The 16,936-nt window shown below is 71.4% G+C and carries 16 protein-coding genes and 1 tRNA gene; 7 read left to right on the top strand and 10 right to left on the bottom strand.

All coding sequences use genetic code 11. The features are described from left to right. Positions 1-121 precede the first annotated feature (121 nt). Together AB0P06_RS10625 and AB0P06_RS10620 are read right to left on the bottom strand one after the other, a co-directional pair. The gene (locus AB0P06_RS10625) at positions 122-424 is read right to left on the bottom strand and encodes a co-chaperone GroES (RefSeq protein WP_148645002.1); all 303 of its coding nucleotides are present in this window, start codon (positions 422-424) and stop codon (positions 122-124) included. Positions 425-633: 209 nt separating this feature from the next. Continuing rightward, positions 634-975 (bottom strand): DUF3618 domain-containing protein, encoded by a 342-nt coding sequence (locus tag AB0P06_RS10620; RefSeq protein WP_363606666.1) that lies wholly within the window; start codon positions 973-975, stop codon positions 634-636. A gap of 144 nt (positions 976-1,119) precedes the next feature. Between AB0P06_RS10620 and bcp the strand changes: the two genes are divergently transcribed. Further along, the gene (gene bcp / locus AB0P06_RS10615; protein ID WP_363606664.1) at positions 1,120-1,596 is read left to right on the top strand and encodes a thioredoxin-dependent thiol peroxidase; all 477 of its coding nucleotides are present in this window, start codon (positions 1,120-1,122) and stop codon (positions 1,594-1,596) included. Between the two features lie 148 nt (positions 1,597-1,744). Here bcp and AB0P06_RS10610 read toward each other — a convergent pair whose 3' ends face one another. Further along, positions 1,745-4,210 (bottom strand): chitinase C-terminal domain-containing protein, encoded by a 2,466-nt coding sequence (locus AB0P06_RS10610; RefSeq protein ID WP_363606663.1) that lies wholly within the window; start codon positions 4,208-4,210, stop codon positions 1,745-1,747. Positions 4,211-4,512: 302 nt separating this feature from the next. Between AB0P06_RS10610 and AB0P06_RS10605 the strand changes: the two genes are divergently transcribed. Beyond that, positions 4,513-4,599, top strand: a tRNA-Leu gene (locus AB0P06_RS10605). Positions 4,600-4,666: 67 nt separating this feature from the next. Here the strand turns inward: AB0P06_RS10605 and rdgB are convergent. The 4 genes from rdgB to AB0P06_RS10585 form a co-directional block, all read right to left on the bottom strand. Continuing rightward, a complete protein-coding gene (rdgB, locus tag AB0P06_RS10600; protein ID WP_363606661.1) occupies positions 4,667-5,272 on the bottom strand; it encodes an RdgB/HAM1 family non-canonical purine NTP pyrophosphatase in 606 nt (201 codons plus the stop codon). A gap of 30 nt (positions 5,273-5,302) precedes the next feature. Further along, on the bottom strand, positions 5,303-5,692 hold the full coding sequence (locus tag AB0P06_RS10595) for a hypothetical protein (protein ID WP_363606660.1): 390 nt from the start codon (positions 5,690-5,692) through the stop codon (positions 5,303-5,305). Positions 5,693-5,864: 172 nt separating this feature from the next. Beyond that, a complete protein-coding gene (rph, locus tag AB0P06_RS10590; protein WP_363606659.1) occupies positions 5,865-6,590 on the bottom strand; it encodes a ribonuclease PH in 726 nt (241 codons plus the stop codon). A gap of 100 nt (positions 6,591-6,690) precedes the next feature. Next, positions 6,691-6,924: a PTS glucose/sucrose transporter subunit IIB gene (locus tag AB0P06_RS10585; protein ID WP_030060521.1), complete on the bottom strand. Its 234-nt coding sequence runs from the start codon at positions 6,922-6,924 to the stop codon at positions 6,691-6,693. A 403-nt stretch (positions 6,925-7,327) separates the two neighbouring features. Here AB0P06_RS10585 and AB0P06_RS10580 point away from each other — a divergent pair, with 403 nt between their 5' ends. The 4 genes from AB0P06_RS10580 to AB0P06_RS10565 all read left to right on the top strand — a co-directional run bounded on the left by AB0P06_RS10580 (position 7,328) and on the right by AB0P06_RS10565 (position 13,482). After that, the gene (locus AB0P06_RS10580) at positions 7,328-8,617 is read left to right on the top strand and encodes a PTS transporter subunit EIIC (protein ID WP_363606657.1); all 1,290 of its coding nucleotides are present in this window, start codon (positions 7,328-7,330) and stop codon (positions 8,615-8,617) included. An 859-nt stretch (positions 8,618-9,476) separates the two neighbouring features. Further along, positions 9,477-10,748 carry a PTS transporter subunit EIIC gene (locus AB0P06_RS10575; protein WP_363606655.1) on the top strand — a complete coding sequence of 424 codons (1,272 nt, stop codon included), beginning with the start codon at positions 9,477-9,479 and terminating at the stop codon, positions 10,746-10,748. Positions 10,749-11,155: 407 nt separating this feature from the next. Further along, positions 11,156-12,199, top strand: a complete 1,044-nt coding sequence (locus tag AB0P06_RS10570) for an LLM class flavin-dependent oxidoreductase (protein ID WP_363606653.1) — start codon at positions 11,156-11,158, stop codon at positions 12,197-12,199. Further along, on the top strand, positions 12,196-13,482 hold the full coding sequence (locus tag AB0P06_RS10565; protein ID WP_363606652.1) for an LLM class flavin-dependent oxidoreductase: 1,287 nt from the start codon (positions 12,196-12,198) through the stop codon (positions 13,480-13,482). Before AB0P06_RS10570 ends, AB0P06_RS10565 begins: the two co-directional genes overlap by 4 nt. Positions 13,483-13,534: 52 nt before the next feature. Here AB0P06_RS10565 and AB0P06_RS10560 read toward each other — a convergent pair whose 3' ends face one another. After that, complete coding sequence (locus AB0P06_RS10560) at positions 13,535-14,608, bottom strand: helix-turn-helix transcriptional regulator (protein WP_363606650.1); 1,074 nt, start codon at positions 14,606-14,608, stop codon at positions 13,535-13,537. Between the two features lie 142 nt (positions 14,609-14,750). Between AB0P06_RS10560 and AB0P06_RS10555 the strand changes: the two genes are divergently transcribed. Beyond that, positions 14,751-15,665 (top strand): branched-chain amino acid transaminase, encoded by a 915-nt coding sequence (locus AB0P06_RS10555; protein WP_363606648.1) that lies wholly within the window; start codon positions 14,751-14,753, stop codon positions 15,663-15,665. Positions 15,666-15,701: 36 nt separating this feature from the next. On the opposite strand, the gene AB0P06_RS10550 is transcribed toward AB0P06_RS10555, so the two are convergent. Both AB0P06_RS10550 and AB0P06_RS10545 read right to left on the bottom strand, forming a co-directional pair. Further along, a complete protein-coding gene (locus AB0P06_RS10550) occupies positions 15,702-16,448 on the bottom strand; it encodes an MBL fold metallo-hydrolase (RefSeq protein WP_363606647.1) in 747 nt (248 codons plus the stop codon). Positions 16,449-16,633: 185 nt separating this feature from the next. Next, positions 16,634-16,825, bottom strand: coding sequence for a MerR family transcriptional regulator (locus AB0P06_RS10545; RefSeq protein WP_363606646.1), 192 nt, complete (start codon positions 16,823-16,825; stop codon positions 16,634-16,636). Between the last annotated feature and the right edge of the window lie 111 nt (positions 16,826-16,936).

Below are 16,936 nucleotides of genomic sequence, written 5' to 3'. Positions count from 1 at the left end.
GCCGCCCACTGACAACGCCGGGTCGTCACCGGTCGGAAGCCCCGCCGGAGGGTCCGGGCGACTCGGAGCGCCCGGACCAGCGCCCTGGGCCCAGAGGCTCAGAGGCTCAAAGCTCAGAGGCTCAGAGGTAGAGCCCGGTCGAGCCCTCGGTGTCGCCGAACCGCATCGCGGCCACCGCGTGCAGGTCGCGCTCGCGCAGCAGCACATAGGTGGCGCCGCGCACCTCGACCTCCAGCTTGTCCTCGGGGTCGTAGAGGACCCGGTCGCCGGGCTCCACCGAGCGCACGCTCTGGCCGACCGCGACGGCCTCCGCCCAGGTGCAGCGCTTGGACAGCTCGGCGGTGGCGGGGATGAGGATGCCGCCGGTCGAGCGGCGCTCGCCCTCGCTGCCCTCGGTCTTCACCAGGACGCGGTCGTGCAGCATCTTGATCGGCAGCTTCTCGCCGAGCCGGTCGTGGCGCGGGGAGTCGTGCTCGGGCGAAGCGGACTGCCGGGTCGGTTCGTCGTTCGTACTCACGACCCCGAAGGTACCGCCCCGGGGTGACCGGTGTGACGCCGGCCCGGCATCCGGGAGGCCGGGCGCGCACGCGCCCGGCCCCTCGTGAGCCCCCCGCGGGCCCGCGCTTCCGCGGGTCAGCCCTTGCGGCGCTTCCGGGCCGAGGCGACCAGCAGCACCAGGCCGACGCCGACCAGCGCGGCCGGGACGATCCGCTCCTTGCGTGGCTGCCCCTTCTCGTCCACGAACTGGGCCCTGAGCTTCTCGACGGCGCCGTTGGCCGCCACGTACGCCCGGCCGGCCTTCTCCTCCACGGCGGCCACGGCCTTCGCCTTGGCCTGGGCGGTGATGGTGCTCGGGTGGACACGCATGGCGAGCTCGTCCAGGGTCGCCGCCAGCTGGGTGCGGGTCCGGGAGATGTCCGCCTCGATCTGGGCGGTCGTCCGCGTCGACTTGTCCTTCGTGCTCGCCTCGCCCACTCGGGCCACCCCAATTCACTGATGTTGTCCTGTACGACTGAACCAGTTTGTCAGCTGCCGAGCAGGGCCGCGCGGCCCCACCCACCATCGGAGGTAAGTTTGCCGTGGTACGACCGCCCGTCCACGCACCAGGAGAGTCCAACCGTGAGTGAGCGTCTCCAGCCCGGTGACACCGCGCCGGCCTTCAGCCTGCCCGACGCCGACGGCACGCAGGTGTCCCTTGCCGACCACCTCGGCCGCAAGGTGATCGTCTACTTCTACCCGGCCGCGCTCACCCCCGGCTGCACCAAGCAGGCCTGCGACTTCACCGACAACCTGGAGGTCTTCGCCGGCGCCGGGTACGACGTCATCGGCATCTCGCCGGACAAGCCGGAGAAGCTCGGCAAGTTCCGTGAGGCGGAGAACCTCAAGGTCACCCTGCTCTCCGACCCGGAGAAGGCGGTGCTGGAGGCGTACGGCGCGTTCGGCGAGAAGAAGCTGTACGGCAAGACGGTGACCGGCGTGATCCGCTCCACCGTGATCGTCGACGAGCAGGGCAAGGTCGAGCACGCCCTGTACAACGTGAAGGCCACCGGGCACGTCGCCAAGCTGCTGCGCGACCTCAAGGTCGACGCGGCCTGACGCCCGTCCGCGCTGACGCCCGAAGCCCCCTGACGCCCGGTCCGGGGTCTCCCCGGGCAGACGGCAGCGGTGGCGGCGCACCCCCCGACCGGGTGCACCGCCACCGCCGTCTCTCACCTCAGAGAGCCATGCTCATCGGATCGACCGATCAGCAGGTCCCGAGGTCGCTCCAGACCCCCCAGGCACCGCTGGCGCTGGGGTCGTCGCCCTTGGTCCACCACTTGTTCTGGTAGTAGTGGCCCTTCCACGACACCTTGGTGGTGCTCGCGTAGGAGGTGTCCGCGTCCCAGCTCGGCGCGCCCGTGCAGGCACCCGGGGTCGGCGTGGCGGTCGCGGTCGCCGTGGCGGTCGCAGTCGCGGTGGCGGTGGCGGTCGGCGAGGCGGTCGGCGACACGGTCGCGGTGGCCGTCGGGGTCGGGGTCGGCGACGGGGTGCCACCGTCCACGGCGCCCCGGGTCAGGTCGCCCTTCAGGCCGTACAGCGTGCCGCCGACGTTGACCGTCCAGTTGGACGGGGTCGTCACCGGCAGGTAGTAGACGAAGTCCATGTCGATCGACGCGCCCGGCGCCAGCGACTGCCAGCCCGGCAGCTTGACCGACACCCGGTTGTAGGTGCCCTTGAGGCCGCCCACGTTGCCCGGGCCCGGGTTGTCCTGCTTGATGACCTGGAGCCCGAAGCCGGACTGGTCCTTGGCGTTGCCCGGAGCCGAGTTGCTGTAGTCGAACTGGAACTCGGTGCCGCCCGGCAGGGTCAGCGCCGAGTTGTTGACGATGTGGATCTTCGGGTTGATCGGGTAGTTGGAGTCACCCAGCGCGAAGTTGGTGAACGACACGTCGATCGGCAGGGTCTGCTGCGGCAGCGCGATCGTCGAGCGGGTCGCACCGTACGGCGAGGCCGCCTTGAACTTGTCGTACATCAGCGAGGTCAGCGTCGAGCCCGGCACGTACTGGCCCTTGCCGCCGTTGGCGGTCGCGTCCCACTTGTAGTCGCCCGCGAGCTCCCAGATCATCGCGCCGCCGGCGCCCTGGTTGACGATGTAGTCGGCCTTGGCGCCCACCGACTGCTCGTCCTCGGTGGAGAGGAACACCTTCTTGGTGTCGTTCCACAGCCACGGCGCCACCAGGGTGGAGCTGTAGTTGCGGGTGTAGGTGCCCTGGAGCGCGGTGTCCTTCACGCCGTACTTGGAGAGGTAGTCGGGCACGATGCCCTTCTCCAGGTTCTTGGCGTGCCACATCGGGTTCGAGCCCGCCGGGGACTCCTTGCCCGCGTCGTCCTTGTCGTTCCAGATGTTGTCGATGCCGACGGCGCCGTCACCGCACGCGGTCAGACCCGAGCCCACCGGGCAGGTGGTCGCGGACGCGGTGCCCCAGAGGCCGTTGGTGCCGCCGGTGACGTTCTTGAAGCCGCGGCTGTAGTACGGCAGACCGACGTTGATCCGGCCGCCCGGCATCGCGCCGCGGAAGTAGTGGTACGACCAGTCGGCGTTCAGATAGCCGATCCCGCCGTACTGGCCGGTGCCGTACACGTTGGCCGCCGCCAGCTCGCCGTCCTTGCCGTCGTCGAACAGCGAGGCGTTCGGGCCGACGTACTTGTTCCAGGAGCCGTGCAGGTCGTACGACATGATGTCGACGTAGTCCAGGTACTGCGCGATCTGGAAGGTCTCCATGCCGCGCAGCAGGTAGCCGGACGACGGGGCCGCGACCGAGAGCAGGTAGTGCTTGCCGTCGGTGGCGCCGGCCCGGTCGAGCTTCTCCCGCAGCGTCTTCATCAGCGCCGCGTAGCCCTTGGCCAGCGAACCGCGCTTGCTGTTGGCGAGCTGCCAGTCCAGCGGGTTGCCGGCGTCCTTCATCGAGGTCGGGTACTCGTAGTCGATGTCGACGCCGTTGAAGCCGTACTTCTTGATGAAGTCGACCGCCGAGCCGGCGAAGGTGTCGATGCCCGCCTGGTTGACGCTGCCGTCCGGGTTGACGGTCATCGAGTAGAAGCCGCCGCTGTTGACGCGCTTGCCGTCGTCACCGAAGTACCCGCCGGTCTCGGTCCAACCGCCCACCGAGATCATGGTCTTGACGTTCGGGTACTGCTTCTTGTACTTCGTCAGCAGGTTGAAGTGGCCCTTGTAGGGCAGCGACGGGTCCAGCTCGGCGCCGGGCACGCCCGGGAAGGAGATCCCGGTGGCCTCGTTCTTGTCGTTGTCGGTGCCGACGGACAGCTTGTTGTCGCCGCCGACGTGCCCGAACGCGTAGTTCAGGTGGGTGACCTTGTCCCAGGGGACATCGCTCACCAGGTAGGGCTGCGTACCGTCCTTGCCGGTACGCCAGCCGGTGAAGTACCCGATGATGCGGCGCTGGTGGTCCGCGCCCATCTTCTCGCGGCCGGCGGTGTCGTAGACGTTGCAGTACGGAACGTCCACGCCGGGCGTCTGGTACATGCCGTCGGGACGACAGGCGGCGTTGTCGACGGTGGCGGACGCCTGCGAGGGCGCCGCGCCGAGCGTCGCCAGCAGCAGACCGGCCAGACCGGCTGCCGCCAGCGAGGCCACGCCTGCCCGGGCGGCCGGGTTCTTGCGGCGGCGAACAGCGGTGGGACGCTGCTCCGCCGTGGTTCTGATCAACACTCGGTCCTCCGGGAGAGAGTGCCGGCGCATGCCTGTGGGGGAGCACGCACGTGGGGGATTGCAGATTGGCGCTGAAGCTATGTGGTCTGAACCACATAGGTCAATAGGTCTGTACCAATTGGTAATCAAATCCCAAACATCGCCGGTCAACCACGCACTCACCGGGGGTCAGGTCAAGGGCCCGCCGAGGGCCCGGCGCGGACCCGGCCGGGGGGCCGCCGGAGACCCGCCGCCGACCACGCCGGGGAAAGGGTGGTGCGACCGCACGCATGGTCCCAGTAGCATGAGAGGCAATGGTGTAAGCGGCCTTGGCGGAATTGGCAGACGCCTGGGTTTTAGGTGCCCATGGGAGAAATCCCGTGAGGGTTCGAGTCCCTCAGGCCGCACCAGCCTTCACATCGAAGGCCCACCCGGAGGCGATCTCCGGGTGGGCCTTCGTCGTTCTCCGAGGCCTCGTCAGCCGAGGAGGTCCTTCACCACCGGGGCGAGGGCACGGAAGGCCTGACCGCGGTGGCTGATGGCGTTCTTCTCGTCCGCCGTCAGCTCCGCGCAGGTGCGGGCCTCACCGAGCGGCTGCAGGATCGGGTCGTAGCCGAAGCCGCCGTCACCCGCGGGGGCGGTCCGGAGGGTGCCGAGGAGACGGCCCTCGACGACCCGCTCGGTGCCGTCGGGGAGCGCGAGGGCTGCCGCGCAGAAGAAGTGGGCGCCGCGGTACGGGGCGTCGATGTCGGAGAGCTGGGCGAGCAGCAGGTCGAGGTTGGCGCGGTCGTCGCCGTGCTTGCCGGCCCAGCGGGCCGAGAAGATGCCGGGGGCACCGTTGAGGACGTCCACGCAGAGGCCCGAGTCGTCGGCGACCGCGGGCAGACCGGTGGCCCGCGCCAGGGCGTGCGCCTTCAGCAGGGCGTTCTCCGCGAAGGTGACACCGGTCTCGCGAACGTCCGGGATCTCGGGGTAGGCGTCGGCGCCGACCAGTTCGACGTCCAGGCCGGCGGCGCCGAGAATGGCGCGAAGTTCGGCTACTTTGTGCTGGTTACGGGTGGCGAGGATCAGTCGGGTGGACATGCCCCCACCCTAGCCAACCGTCACCGCCGGTCAGCTGCCGCAGACCTGCGTGAGGTTCCCGGCCGCGTCGCCCAGCGGCTTGAGGTCCGGGACCTCCTTGTCGTTGACGGCCTTCTGGACCTTGTCGACCTGGGTCTGGAGGTCGCTGATGGCCTTGGCGACATCGGTGTCCTTGGAGTTCCTGCCCAGTTGGTCGAGGTCGTTCTTCAGCTTCTGCAGGGCCTGCCCGGCGGCGGCCGCGTCATTGCTTGCGTTGTCGTAGGCGCTGGTCACGTCGGCGAGGTCGCCGGTGATCCGGACCGCGGTGTTGCCGCAGTCGAGGGCCTTCTGGGCGGCGGAGCAACTGACCGCGCTGAGCGGGAGGATGGCGATCAGGCCGGCCACGGCGAGGGTGGCGGGGCGGGCGATGCTCGGGGGCATCCGGTCCTCCTGGGTGCGCGGGTTCCGAAGGGAGGGGACGCGCGCCGAGGGGTGCGCGGTTCCCGCAACGGGGGTGCTGCGGGAACCGTACGGGCTCCGGGCCCGGCCTGTACAGCAGCGACGCCGTACAACCGGCCAGGCACCGGGGCCCGTTGGGCGGCCGGGGAGCGGCTCAGCCCTCCAGCACCTTGCGCTGGATCTCGTCGAGTTCGGCGCAGCCGAGGGTGCCCAGGTCGAGGAGCCGGTCGAGCAGGGCGCGGTCGAAGGGGGCTCCTTCGGCGGTGCCCTGGACCTCGACGAAGCGGCCGTCGGAGGTGCAGACGATGTTCATGTCGGTCTCGGCGCGGACGTCCTCCTCGTACTGGAGGTCGAGCATCGGGACACCGTCGATGATGCCGACGCTGACGGCGCTGACGCCGCCGGTGATGGGCTGGCCCTTGGCGCGGAGGATCTTCTTCTCGCGGGCCCAGGAGACGGCGTCGACGAGGGCGACGTAGGCGCCGGTGATGGCGGCGGTGCGGGTGCCGCCGTCGGCCTGGAGGACGTCGCAGTCGAGGACGATGGTGTTCTCGGCGAGGGCGCGGTGGTCGATGACCGCGCGCAGGGAGCGGCCGATGAGGCGGCTGATCTCGTGGGTGCGCCCGCCGATGCGGCCCTTGACGGCCTCGCGGTCGCCGCGGGTGTTGGTGGCGCGCGGGAGCATGGAGTACTCGGCGGTGACCCAGCCCTCACCGCTGCCCTTGCGCCAGCGGGGGACGCCTTCGGTGACGCTGGCGGTGCACAGCACCTTGGTGTCGCCGTAGGAGATGAGGACGGAGCCTTCGGCGTGCTTGCTCCAGCCCCGTTCGATGGTGATGGGGCGGAGCTGGTCGGGGGTGCGGCCGTCGATGCGTGACATAGGCATCGAGCGTAGTCGCTTCGCACGGGTGCCCCGGGGATGCCTCGGCCCGCCGACCTGGGGTCGGCGGGCCGGGGAGGGCGAGCCCGGTGGGCTCAGCTCACATCATGTCCTCGATGTCGGCCGCGATCGGGTCCGCGTCGGTGCCGATGACGACCTGGATGGCGGTGCCCATCTTGACGACGCCGTGGGCGCCGGCGGCCTTCAGGGCTGCCTCGTCGACGAGGGAGGCGTCCTTGACCTCGGTGCGCAGGCGGGTGATGCAGCCCTCGACCTCTTCGATGTTGTCGATGCCGCCCAGACCGGCGACGATCTTCTCAGCCTTGCTGGCCATCTGATTTCTCCCTCTGTCTCGGCCCGTCGGCTGCTCTGCCGGGTGCCGTCCTGCGCTGTGCGGGGGTACCCCGGCCGAAGACCGGGGAGGATCGCTGTCGGTGCTGATGCGGATTCAGCCGTCGTCGCGCCGCGCGGCAGCGCGACAAGCATCACCCGAGCAGGACCGATCTGCCACGTTAGTCCACTTTTGGCCCATTCCGACGCGCACGGTCTGGATCTTCGTCCGAGGATGACGACCAGTGGGGCTTGCGCCCCGGCGCGCGCGGCCTGCAACCCAAAAGTGGTCTACACCAATATATGGGTACTCCGATGAACGCAGGAAGCACCCCGGGCGTTCCTGAGCCCCGTCCGAGGGTCCCCCACGGGGCCAGCGATCGGCAACTGCTCTCGGAGGGCCAGGGATGAGTTCGGCAGGCGCCACAGCCCCGCAGACCACGTGGTGGCACACCTTCTACGGCGGACTCCAGAAGATGGGCCGCTCGCTCCAGCTGCCGGTGGCGGTCCTGCCGGCGGCGGGCATCCTCAACCGGCTCGGCCAGGACGACGTCTTCGGCAAGGACGGCCTCGGCTGGGACGACGTGGCCAAGGTCTTCGCGGCGGCGGGCGGCGCCCTGCTGGACTCCTCGCTGGGGCTGCCGCTGCTCTTCTGCATCGGCGTCGCGATCGGCATGGCGAAGAAGGCGGACGGCTCGACGGCGCTGGCCGCCGTGGTCGGCTTCCTCGTCTACTACAAGGTGCTGCACGCCTTCCCGGAGCACTGCAAGCCGCCGACGGTACTGGTCAGCGACCAGTGCGTGGACTACACCTCGGCGCGGGCGGCGGCGGCGACGTACCAGAACCCGGGGGTGCTGGGCGGCATCCTGATCGGCCTGATGACGGCCTGGCTCTGGGTCCGCTTCCACCGCACCAGGCTGGTGGACTGGCTGGGCTTCTTCAACGGCCGCCGCCTGGTGCCGATGATCACCGCCCTGGTCGGCCTGGCCACCGCGTGCGTCGCCCTCTGGGTCTGGCCGCCGATCGGCCGCGGCCTGACCGACCTCAGCCAGGACCTCTCCGACCTGGGCGCGGGCGGCGCCGGCATCTTCGGCCTGGCCAACCGCGCGCTGCTGCTGATCGGCATGCACCAGCTGCTGAACACCTTCGTCTGGTTCCAGTTCGGTGACTTCACCAAGCCCGACGGCAGCATCGTCCACGGCGACATCCCGCGCTTCCTGGCGGGCGACCCCACCGCGGGCCAGTTCACCTCCGGCTTCTTCCCGATCATGATGTTCGCGCTGCCGGCCGCCGCGATGGCCATCGCCCACTGCGCCAAGCCGCACCGCCGCAAGGAGATCTACGGCCTGATGACCTCGGTGGCGCTCACCTCCTTCGTCACCGGCGTCACCGAACCGATCGAGTACTCCTTCGCCTACATCGCCCCGGCGCTGTACGGCGTGCACGCCGTACTGACGGGCGCGTCGATGGCGGTGACCTGGGGCCTCGGGGTGCACGACGGCTTCAGCTTCTCGGCCGGCCTGATCGACTACGTGATCAACTGGAGCCTGGCCACCAAGCCCTGGCTGATCATCCCGATCGGGCTCTGCTTCGCCGCCGTGTACTACGCGCTGTTCCGGTTCATCATCCTGAAATTCGACCTGAAAACCCCCGGACGCGAGGACGACAGCGAGATCGAGGACGTGACCAAGGCATAAACCGAGCGTCACCACGCGCCATCCGAAAAAGGCCTCCGGAGCATCGGCCCGGGGGCCTTCGGCATATCCGAAAAGAGCCGGTTCCGACGGCCGCGAAAAGGACGGAGATATCCCTCCCAGGGTGATCCGGGGCCCGCCGGACGCCCGGGGCCCGGGGCCGGACCGGCCGTGGGCGGCCTGCCCCGGGGCCGCCGGAGCGCCCACGGCGGCGGGAGCGGGCCCGGGTGGGGGGAGAGATCACCACCGCCGGCGATACCGCGTTCGGCAATCGGCCACCGCCGCCGCCCCCGGGCGCTGCCGCCGGTTTCACCGAGAAGGCGGGACACCTGCGCCGAGACCGATCTCAATGTGTCAGGAAATACCGGGCACCCGGACGGGGGCGGGCGGCGTCCCGCGATCACGCCGACGATCGCCGCCGCTGACCGGCGACGGTCCCGGCCGGCCCGCCGCCGGCCGCGGCCGCCACCTCACCCCGCGCCCCGGCCCCGCCGTCCGGCCCGCCCCACCGAGTCGGACCCCGACCCGGACCGAGGTCCGCCGGCACCGCCCGGCCCGGCCGACCATTCGTCCACTGTCCGGCCCCGTCCGGGCCTCCGCGCACCACCCGCCGAGCGCCCGGGCCTTTTTGTTGCGCAAATAGCCAAAATCCCAATCACGGCGGGTAATCATGATCGTTGATCCGCAAGTAGGTTTCGATTTCATAGCGCTTCTCACCAGCACCGCTTTCAGGGGTTCCCCCCCTTCTCCACCCGTGCTACAAAACTGGTCTACACCACGTGTGGTGTAGACCAGTTCGCGGTTCGGCCCCCTGTGCACCTACCCCCGACCGACCCGCCCCTGTCGTTAGGAACCCACCCCCATGAGTCAGTCTGCGCAGGCACCGGCGCCCGCCGCGGCTCCGGCCACGCCAAGTCCCACCAAGAAGTTCGGCCAGAACCTGCTTCAGGGTCTGCAGAAGATCGGCCGCAGCCTCCAGCTCCCGGTGGCCGTGCTGCCGGCAGCGGGCATCCTGCTGCGCCTCGGCCAGCCCGATGTCTTCGGCGCGGACGGCCTCGGCTGGGGCAAGGTCGCCAAGGTCTTCGCCACCGCCGGTGACGCCGTGTTCGGCAACCTCCCGCTGCTGTTCTGCGTCGGCGTGGCGATCGGCTTCGCCAAGAAGGCGGACGGTTCCACGGCGCTGGCCGCCCTGGTCGGTTACCTCGTCTACCACAACGTGCTCACCGCCTTCCCGATGGACGGGACGGTCACCGCGGCGCTGCCCGACGGAAAGCCGCAGAACCCCGGCGTCTTCGGCGGCATCGTGGTCGGTCTGCTCAGCGCCATGATCTGGCAGAAGTACCACCGCACCAAGCTCGTGGACTGGCTGGGCTTCTTCAACGGCCGCCGCCTGGTCCCGATCCTGATGGCCTTCGTCGGCACCCTGCTGGGTGTCGTGATGGGTCTCGCCTGGGGCCCGATCGGCACCGGCCTGACCAACGCCAGCGACTGGCTCACCGGCCTCGGCGCCGGCGGCGCCGGGATCTACGGCGTCGCCAACCGCATGCTGATCCCGGTCGGCATGCACCAGTTCCTGAACACCTTCTTCCAGCAGCAGGTCGGCAGCTTCACCGACGCCTCCGGCCAGGTCTGGACCGGCGACATCCCGCGCTTCTTCCACGGTGACCCGAGCGCCGGCCAGTTCATGTCCGGCTTCTTCCCGATCATGATGTTCGGCCTGCCGGCCGCCGCGATGGCCATCGCCCACTGCGCCCGCCCCGAGCGCCGCAAGGCCGTCGTCGGCATGATGATCTCGGTCGCCCTGACCAGCTTCGTCACCGGTGTGACCGAGCCGATCGAGTTCTCCTTCATGTTCATCGCGCCGGTGCTGTACGTCATCCACGCCCTGCTCACCGGTCTGTCGATGGCCGTGACCTGGGCCGTCGGTGTCCACGACGGCTTCGGCTTCTCGGCCGGCCTGATCGACTACCTGCTCAACTGGAACCTCGCGACCGACCCGTGGCTGATCATCCCGATCGGCCTGGTCTTCGCCGCGCTGTACTACTTCCTCTTCCGCTTCGCGATCATCAAGTTCGACATCAAGACCCCCGGTCGCGAGGACGACGACGAGATCGAGGACGTGACCAAGGCCTGACGCCGAGGATCACCCCGCACCACTCACGACCCCGCCCCGCCGCTCGCTCCCCCGAGCGGCGGGGCGGGGTCGTCCCGTCTCCGGCCGTCCCGGATCCTGGCCCGCCCGGCGAGACGGTGGTTGACGAACCGGCAAGATCGCTGGTCAACTGAAGCGGTGAACGCCCCGCGCATTCTGGTCACCCGCAGCCACATCGACTTCGGTCGGGTGTGGTCCGCGGCGTGTTGCGCCTGACCTGACCGTTCCCCCGCCGCCGCCCGGCTGACGACCCCGCCCGGCCCGGCCCCGCTGCTTCCCGCCTCTCGTGTCCGCCCGCTCTGTCCGGGCCACCGCCACGTACCCCCGCGTGCCCGCGCAGGTCCGACCCGTGCCCGCACGCACCCGCACGAGGAAAGTCAAGGCCTCACATGCCCCGCCAGTTGCACCTTTCCGCTGCCCTCGACAGCCCCGGCCACGTCGATGCCGGGCACTTCGCCGCCCTCGCCCGCCTCGCCGAACGGGCCACCCTGGACTTCGCCACCCTCGACGACTCGTACACCCCCGAGCCGCGCCGCCTCGACGCCCTCGCCACCTTCTCCCGGCTGGCACCGGTCACCGGCGGCCTCGGCCTCGTCCCCACCGTCACCACCACCCACACCGAGCCGTTCCACACCTCGGTCTCCGTCAACACGCTGGACTGGGTGAGCGAGGGCCGGGCCGGCTGGCTGGTCGGGGTCTCCGACACGGAGGCGGAGGCCAGGGCCTTCGGTCGGCGCGCCGTCGCCCCGGCCGACGTGCTCTGGGCCGAGGCCGCCGACGCCGCCGAGGTCGCCTCCCGGCTCTGGGACAGCTGGGAGGACGACGCGGAGATCCGCGATGTCGCCACCGGCCGCTTCATCGACCGCGACAAGCTGCACTACATCGACTTCGAGGGCCCGCACTTCTCCGTTCGCGGGCCGTCCATCACCCCGCGCCCGCCGCAGGGCCGCCCGGTCATCGTGGTCCCGGTCGCCGCGGCGGACCTCGCGCCGGACGCCCCGGCCGGCGCCCGCGCCCGGGTCCGCACCGCGGCCCGGTACGCGGACGTGGTCCTGCTGGACGCCCCCGGCCCGGCCGCCCGGCTGACCGCCGCCACCGAACTGCGGCTGCACGCGGGCGAGAGCCTGCGGATCCTCGCCCGGATCGACGCCGCGCTCCCCGACGCGCCCGCGGCCCGCGCGCTGGTCGCGGAGATAGCCGGGAGCGGAGGCGGCGTGGACGGCTTCCATCTGGTGCCCGCCGAACCGGCCCGTGACCTGGCCGCCCTCGCCGACGACGTGGTCCCGGCCCTGCGCGAGCGCGGGCTGTTCCGCACCCGCTACACCGGCCGCACCCTGCGCGACCACCTCGGCCTGGTCCGCCCCGCCAGCCGCTACGCCCTCTCCAGCACCGCCGCCCCCGCTGCCGCCGCCCCCGCCGAGGTGACCCGATGACGGACCGACCGCTCAAGCAGATCCACCTCGCCGCGCACTTCCCGGGCGTCAACAACACCACGGTGTGGACCGATCCGGCCTCCCGGAGCCAGATCGAGTTCTCCTCCTTCCGCCATCTCGCCGAAACCGCCGAGCGCGGCCGGTTCGACTTCTTCTTCCTCGCCGAGGGCCTGCGGCTGCGCGAGCTGAAGGGCCGCATCCACGACCTGGACGTGGTCGGGCGCCCCGAGTCGATCACCGTGCTCAACGCGCTGGCCGCCGTCACCACCCACCTCGGGCTGGCCGCCACCGTCAACGCCACCTTCAACGAGCCGTACGAGCTGGCCCGGCGGTTCGCCTCGCTCGACCACCTCTCCGGCGGCCGGGCGGCCTGGAACGTGGTCACCTCCTCGGACGCCTTCACCGGTGAGAACTTCCGCCGCGGCGGCTACCTCGACCGCGCCGACCGCTACTCCCGCGCCGCCGAATTCGTCCAGCTGGTCCGGGAGTTCTGGGACGGCGAGGAGGAAGCGGTGCGGCACCGCGGCCCGCAGTTCGAGGTCGAGGGCCGGCTGTCGCTCCCCCGCCCGCCGCAGGGCCATCCGGTGGTGATCCAGGCCGGGGACTCCGACGAGGGGCGGGAGTTCGCCGCCTCGGCCGCCGACGTCATCTTCAGCCGGCACTCCACCCTCGCCGACGGCCAGGCCTTCCACGCCGACGTCAAGCGGCGGCTGGCCGGGTACGGGCGCAAGCCCGACGAGCTGAAGATCATGCCCGGGGTCACCTACGTCCTGGGCGACACCGACGCCGAGGCCGCCGAGCGCGCCGCCGAGATCCGCCGCGCCCAGGTCGGACCGCAGACGGCGATCGCCTTCCTGGAGCAGGTCTGGGGCATCGACCTGTCCGACCACGACCCGGACGGTCCGCTGCCCGCCGTGGACCCCGACCCGGACAGCACCCTCGTCCAGGGCCGGGTCAGGGCCGGGAACCCACTGGAACTCGCCGCCCGATGGCGTGCGGTGGCCGCCGAGAAGAAACTGACCAGCCGCGAACTGGTGATCGAGCTGACCGGGCGGCAGTCCTTCATCGGCTCGGCCGAGACGGTCGCCGAGCAGCTCAACGGCTATGTGCAGAACGACGCGGCGGACGGCTTCATCCTCGTCCCCCACCTCACCCCCGGCGGCCTGGACGACTTCGTCGACCAGGTGGTGCCGCTGCTCCAGGAGCGCGGGGTGTTCCGCACCGAGTACACCGGGACGACGCTGCGCGACCACCTCGGCCTGCCCGTGCCCGGACGGCGCTGAGCCGAACGCACCCGCACCGCGGCCCGCCTCGGATCCGGGCTCAGATCCCGCCTCAGATCCGGCCGAGGCGGGCCGCGTGCACACCGGCCTGGAAGCGGCTCTCCGCTCCCAGGCCGGCGGTCAGTTCGGCGACCAGCCGGCGCACCGTACGCTCGGACACCTCCAGCTTGCGGGCGATCGCCGCATCGGTACGGCCGGCCGCGAGCAGCCGCAGCACCTCCAGATGACGGTCGGTCATCTCCGTCGCGTCGGAGAGGAGTTCCGGCGGCGTCCAGGCGGCCGACCAGAAGTACTCGAACAGCTCCGCCACCAGTGCGACCAGGGCCGGTTCGCGGACCACCACGGCCGCCTCCGCCACCGGGGCGTCGCCGTCCGGACCGGCGCCCGGCGCGGGCAGGATCGCCAGCCGGGCGTCCACCACGATCAGCCAGAGCGGCAGCGAGTGGGCGGCCCTGATCCTGGCCCCGGCGCCGGTCAGCTCCCGGACGTGCGCGAGCACGGCGGGCCGGCGCAGCGCGGCGGCCGGGTAGATGGTGCGCAGGGCGGCGCCGTGGGCGAGGGCGAGCCGTTCGCGGGCCAGCTTGCCGGCCAGGGCCGGACCCGACAGGTCCTGGCCCGGGCGCAGGGAGAGCGCCTCGGTGCGGGCACCGCGGGCCGCGTCCTCCAGCAGGGCGGCGATCCGGTCGGCCCCGCGGACGAGCTCGAGGGCGGTACCGGCGTGGTGGCGGTGCTGGACCGGCAGGTAGCCGGTGTGCAGGCGGTCGACGGAGTCGCGGGCCCGGCGCAGGGCCGTGACCAGGGCGCCGACCTGCTGGTCGGCGTCGAGGAGCAGTTGGCGGACGGCCGTGTCGACGGAGACCGCCGCATGACCGGCAGCGTGATCGCCGACGCCGTCGGCGCCCTGGCCCGGCCCCCGACCTGCGCCCCGACCTGCCTCCTGGCCCGCGCCCCGACCGCCGGCCGTCGGCTGGAGCAGGCCGAGCGCGAGGAGCTCGCCGGTCGCGGCGGCGAGGCGGCTCTCGTCCCAGCCCAGGCCGAGGGCGACGGCCGGGCGTCCCGGCTCGGCGAGCAGGCGGGCGTAGAGCAGGGTGGCGTCACTGTCGGGGCGGCCGTCGGGGCTCTCCATCAGCGCAGCGTAGTGAGGGGGCGGCGGGTGGGTCCGGGGTTTCCGAGGAGCGAGACGGCCGCCCCTTCCGCTCCCGGTCATGGCCGGTTCCGGCAGCGCCGGGGCGGCTGACCTTCGGTCCGGCGGTGGCCAGGATGGTCCCATGGCTCTTCCCGAAGCTTCGACGATCTGGTTGGACGGCGCACTGGTGCCCTGGCAGGAGGCGCGGGTGCACGTCCTGACGCACGGACTGCACTACGGCACAGGGGTACTGGAGGGCACCAGGGTGTTCGCGACGGCGGACGGCCCGGCGGTGTTCCGGCTGCCCGAGCATCTGCGCCGGCTGGAGCGCAGCGCCCGCATGCTGCGTATTGAACTCCCCTACACCGTGGACGACTTGACCAAGGCAACGATCGAACTGGTGCGCGCCAACGGCCACCGGTCCTGCTATCTGCGGCACTTCGCCTTCCTCGGCTACGGCTCGATGGGGATGGACATGCGCTCCTCCCCCGTCTCGACGTCGATCGCGAGCTGGGAGTGGCAGTCCCAACTCCCCGAAGCGGACGCGGGGATCAGGGTGAAGACGAGCAGCTGGCGGCGGAACGACCCGAACACGGTGCCGCCCGCCGCGAAGGCGACCGGCCCGTATCTGAACTCGGTGCTGGCCCGCCGGGAGGCGACCGACGCGGGGTACGACGAGGCGCTGCTGCTCGGCCCGGACGGCTCGGTGAGCGAGTGCACCGGGGAGAACGTGTTCGCGGTGCGCGACGGGGTGCTGCGTACCCCACCGACCAGCGCGGGAGCGCTGGAGGGGATCACCCAGGACACGGTGCTGGCGCTGGCCCGGGGCCTGGGGGTGGAGGTGCGGGTGGAACGGCTGCTGCGCTCGGATCTGTACGCGGCGGACGAGGTGTTCGTCTGCGGGACGGCGGCCGGGGTGGTCCCGGTGCGGTCGCTGGACGACCGGGAGCTGCCGGCCGCGCCCGGCCCGCTGACGGCCCGGCTGCGGGCGGCCTACGAGGCGGCGGTCTCGGGCGCCGATCCCCGGTACCGGCGCTGGCTGACCCCGGTGGAGTGAACCCGCCCGGAGGCCGGACGGTCTCCGGGTGCGGACTCAGATCTCGTACACCGCGCCGGCCCGGGCGACCTCGACCGGGCCGGCGAAGGCCTCGGCGGCGTCCCGCAGGTTGTGCTCGGCGTCGGTCCACGGCGGGATGTGGGTGAGCACGAGGCGCCGGGCGCGGGCGGCGGTGGCGTGTTCACCGGCCTCACGGCCGTTGAGGTGGACGGCGCGGTAGGTGTCCCGGCCGTCGAGGTAGGCGGCCTCGCAGAGGAAGAGGTCGCTGTCGCGGGCGAGCTCGACGAGTTCGGCGCTCTCCCCGGTGTCGCCGGAGTAGACGAGGGCCCGGCCGTTGTGTTCGAGCCGGAAGGCGAAGGCGTCGACCGGGTGGTTGACCTGCGCGACCCCGATCCGCAGCGGGCCGAGGTCGAAGCCGCCGGGAGTGAGGGTGCGGAAGTCGAAGACCTCCTTCATGCCGGGGTCCTCCGGCATGTCGTAGGCGCGGGCGAGCCGTTCGGCGGTCCCGGCCGGGCCGTAGACCGGCATCGGGTCGGGACAGCCCCCGGCACGGTAGTTGCGCGCGACCCAGTAGGCGCAGAGGTCGATGCAGTGGTCGGCGTGGAGGTGGCTGAGCAGGACGGCGTCCACCTCGTAGAGGTCGGCGTACTTCTGCAGGGCGCCGAGCGCGCCGTTGCCGAGGTCGAGCACCACCCGGTAGCCGTCGGCCTCGACGAGGTAGCTGGAGCACGGCGAGTCGGCGGACGGGAAGCTCCCCGAGCACCCCACCACGGTCAGTTTCATCCGAGCCCCTCCGCCCCGACACGTCCTGGCTGCTGCTGGTCAATGGCAGTACGGGCCGGTGAACCGGCCGGTAGCACTGCGTTCGCGTGTCGAGAGTAAGGGGGGAGCGGCACTTTGCCCCCGTCTCCGTGCCGCGCTGTGGCTGGAATCACCAGAACGCCTGGGCCGGGGGCGGCGTCTCCGGTTCAGCGGTGGCCGGGGCGCCTGCGGGCCCAGGTCCTGATCGTGGCGGGGTACCAGCGGGGGTGGCCGCTGCCGTCGACGACGTCGGGGGCGGGCAGCAGGCCGTGCCTGCGGTAGTTGCGGACGGTCTCCGGCTGGACCTTGATGTGGCGGGCGATCTCGGTGTAGGTCCACAGGTCGGTGCTGTGCCTCACGGGGTCACTCCGTTTGCGTCGGGAAACGTTCGTGAGCAGCCTTTCCGGGGGCCGGGGGCATCCTCGCCCAAGATCGGACTCTGTGGTCATTCCGTGACGAACCGGAAGCAG

This window comes from Kitasatospora sp. NPDC088351 (genome assembly GCF_040685575.1).
Taxonomy (GTDB): Bacteria; Actinomycetota; Actinomycetes; order Streptomycetales; family Streptomycetaceae; genus Kitasatospora.
This window is presented reverse-complemented; position numbering and strand designations above follow the sequence as displayed.

Coding starts and splice junctions, on each gene's coding strand:
- AB0P06_RS10625 (WP_148645002.1), bottom strand. CDS start 424: ATGCTGCACGACCGCGTCCTGGTGAAGACCGAGGGCAGCGAGGGCGAG.
- AB0P06_RS10555 (WP_363606648.1), top strand. CDS start 14,751: ATGGCTCTTCCCGAAGCTTCGACGATCTGGTTGGACGGCGCACTGGTG.
- AB0P06_RS10575 (WP_363606655.1), top strand. CDS start 9,477: ATGAGTCAGTCTGCGCAGGCACCGGCGCCCGCCGCGGCTCCGGCCACG.
- AB0P06_RS10580 (WP_363606657.1), top strand. CDS start 7,328: ATGAGTTCGGCAGGCGCCACAGCCCCGCAGACCACGTGGTGGCACACC.
- rdgB (WP_363606661.1), bottom strand. CDS start 5,272: ATGTCCACCCGACTGATCCTCGCCACCCGTAACCAGCACAAAGTAGCC.
- AB0P06_RS10570 (WP_363606653.1), top strand. CDS start 11,156: ATGCCCCGCCAGTTGCACCTTTCCGCTGCCCTCGACAGCCCCGGCCAC.
- AB0P06_RS10585 (WP_030060521.1), bottom strand. CDS start 6,924: ATGGCCAGCAAGGCTGAGAAGATCGTCGCCGGTCTGGGCGGCATCGAC.
- AB0P06_RS10550 (WP_363606647.1), bottom strand. CDS start 16,448: ATGAAACTGACCGTGGTGGGGTGCTCGGGGAGCTTCCCGTCCGCCGAC.
- AB0P06_RS10560 (WP_363606650.1), bottom strand. CDS start 14,608: ATGGAGAGCCCCGACGGCCGCCCCGACAGTGACGCCACCCTGCTCTAC.
- AB0P06_RS10565 (WP_363606652.1), top strand. CDS start 12,196: ATGACGGACCGACCGCTCAAGCAGATCCACCTCGCCGCGCACTTCCCG.
- rph (WP_363606659.1), bottom strand. CDS start 6,590: ATGTCACGCATCGACGGCCGCACCCCCGACCAGCTCCGCCCCATCACC.
- AB0P06_RS10595 (WP_363606660.1), bottom strand. CDS start 5,692: ATGCCCCCGAGCATCGCCCGCCCCGCCACCCTCGCCGTGGCCGGCCTG.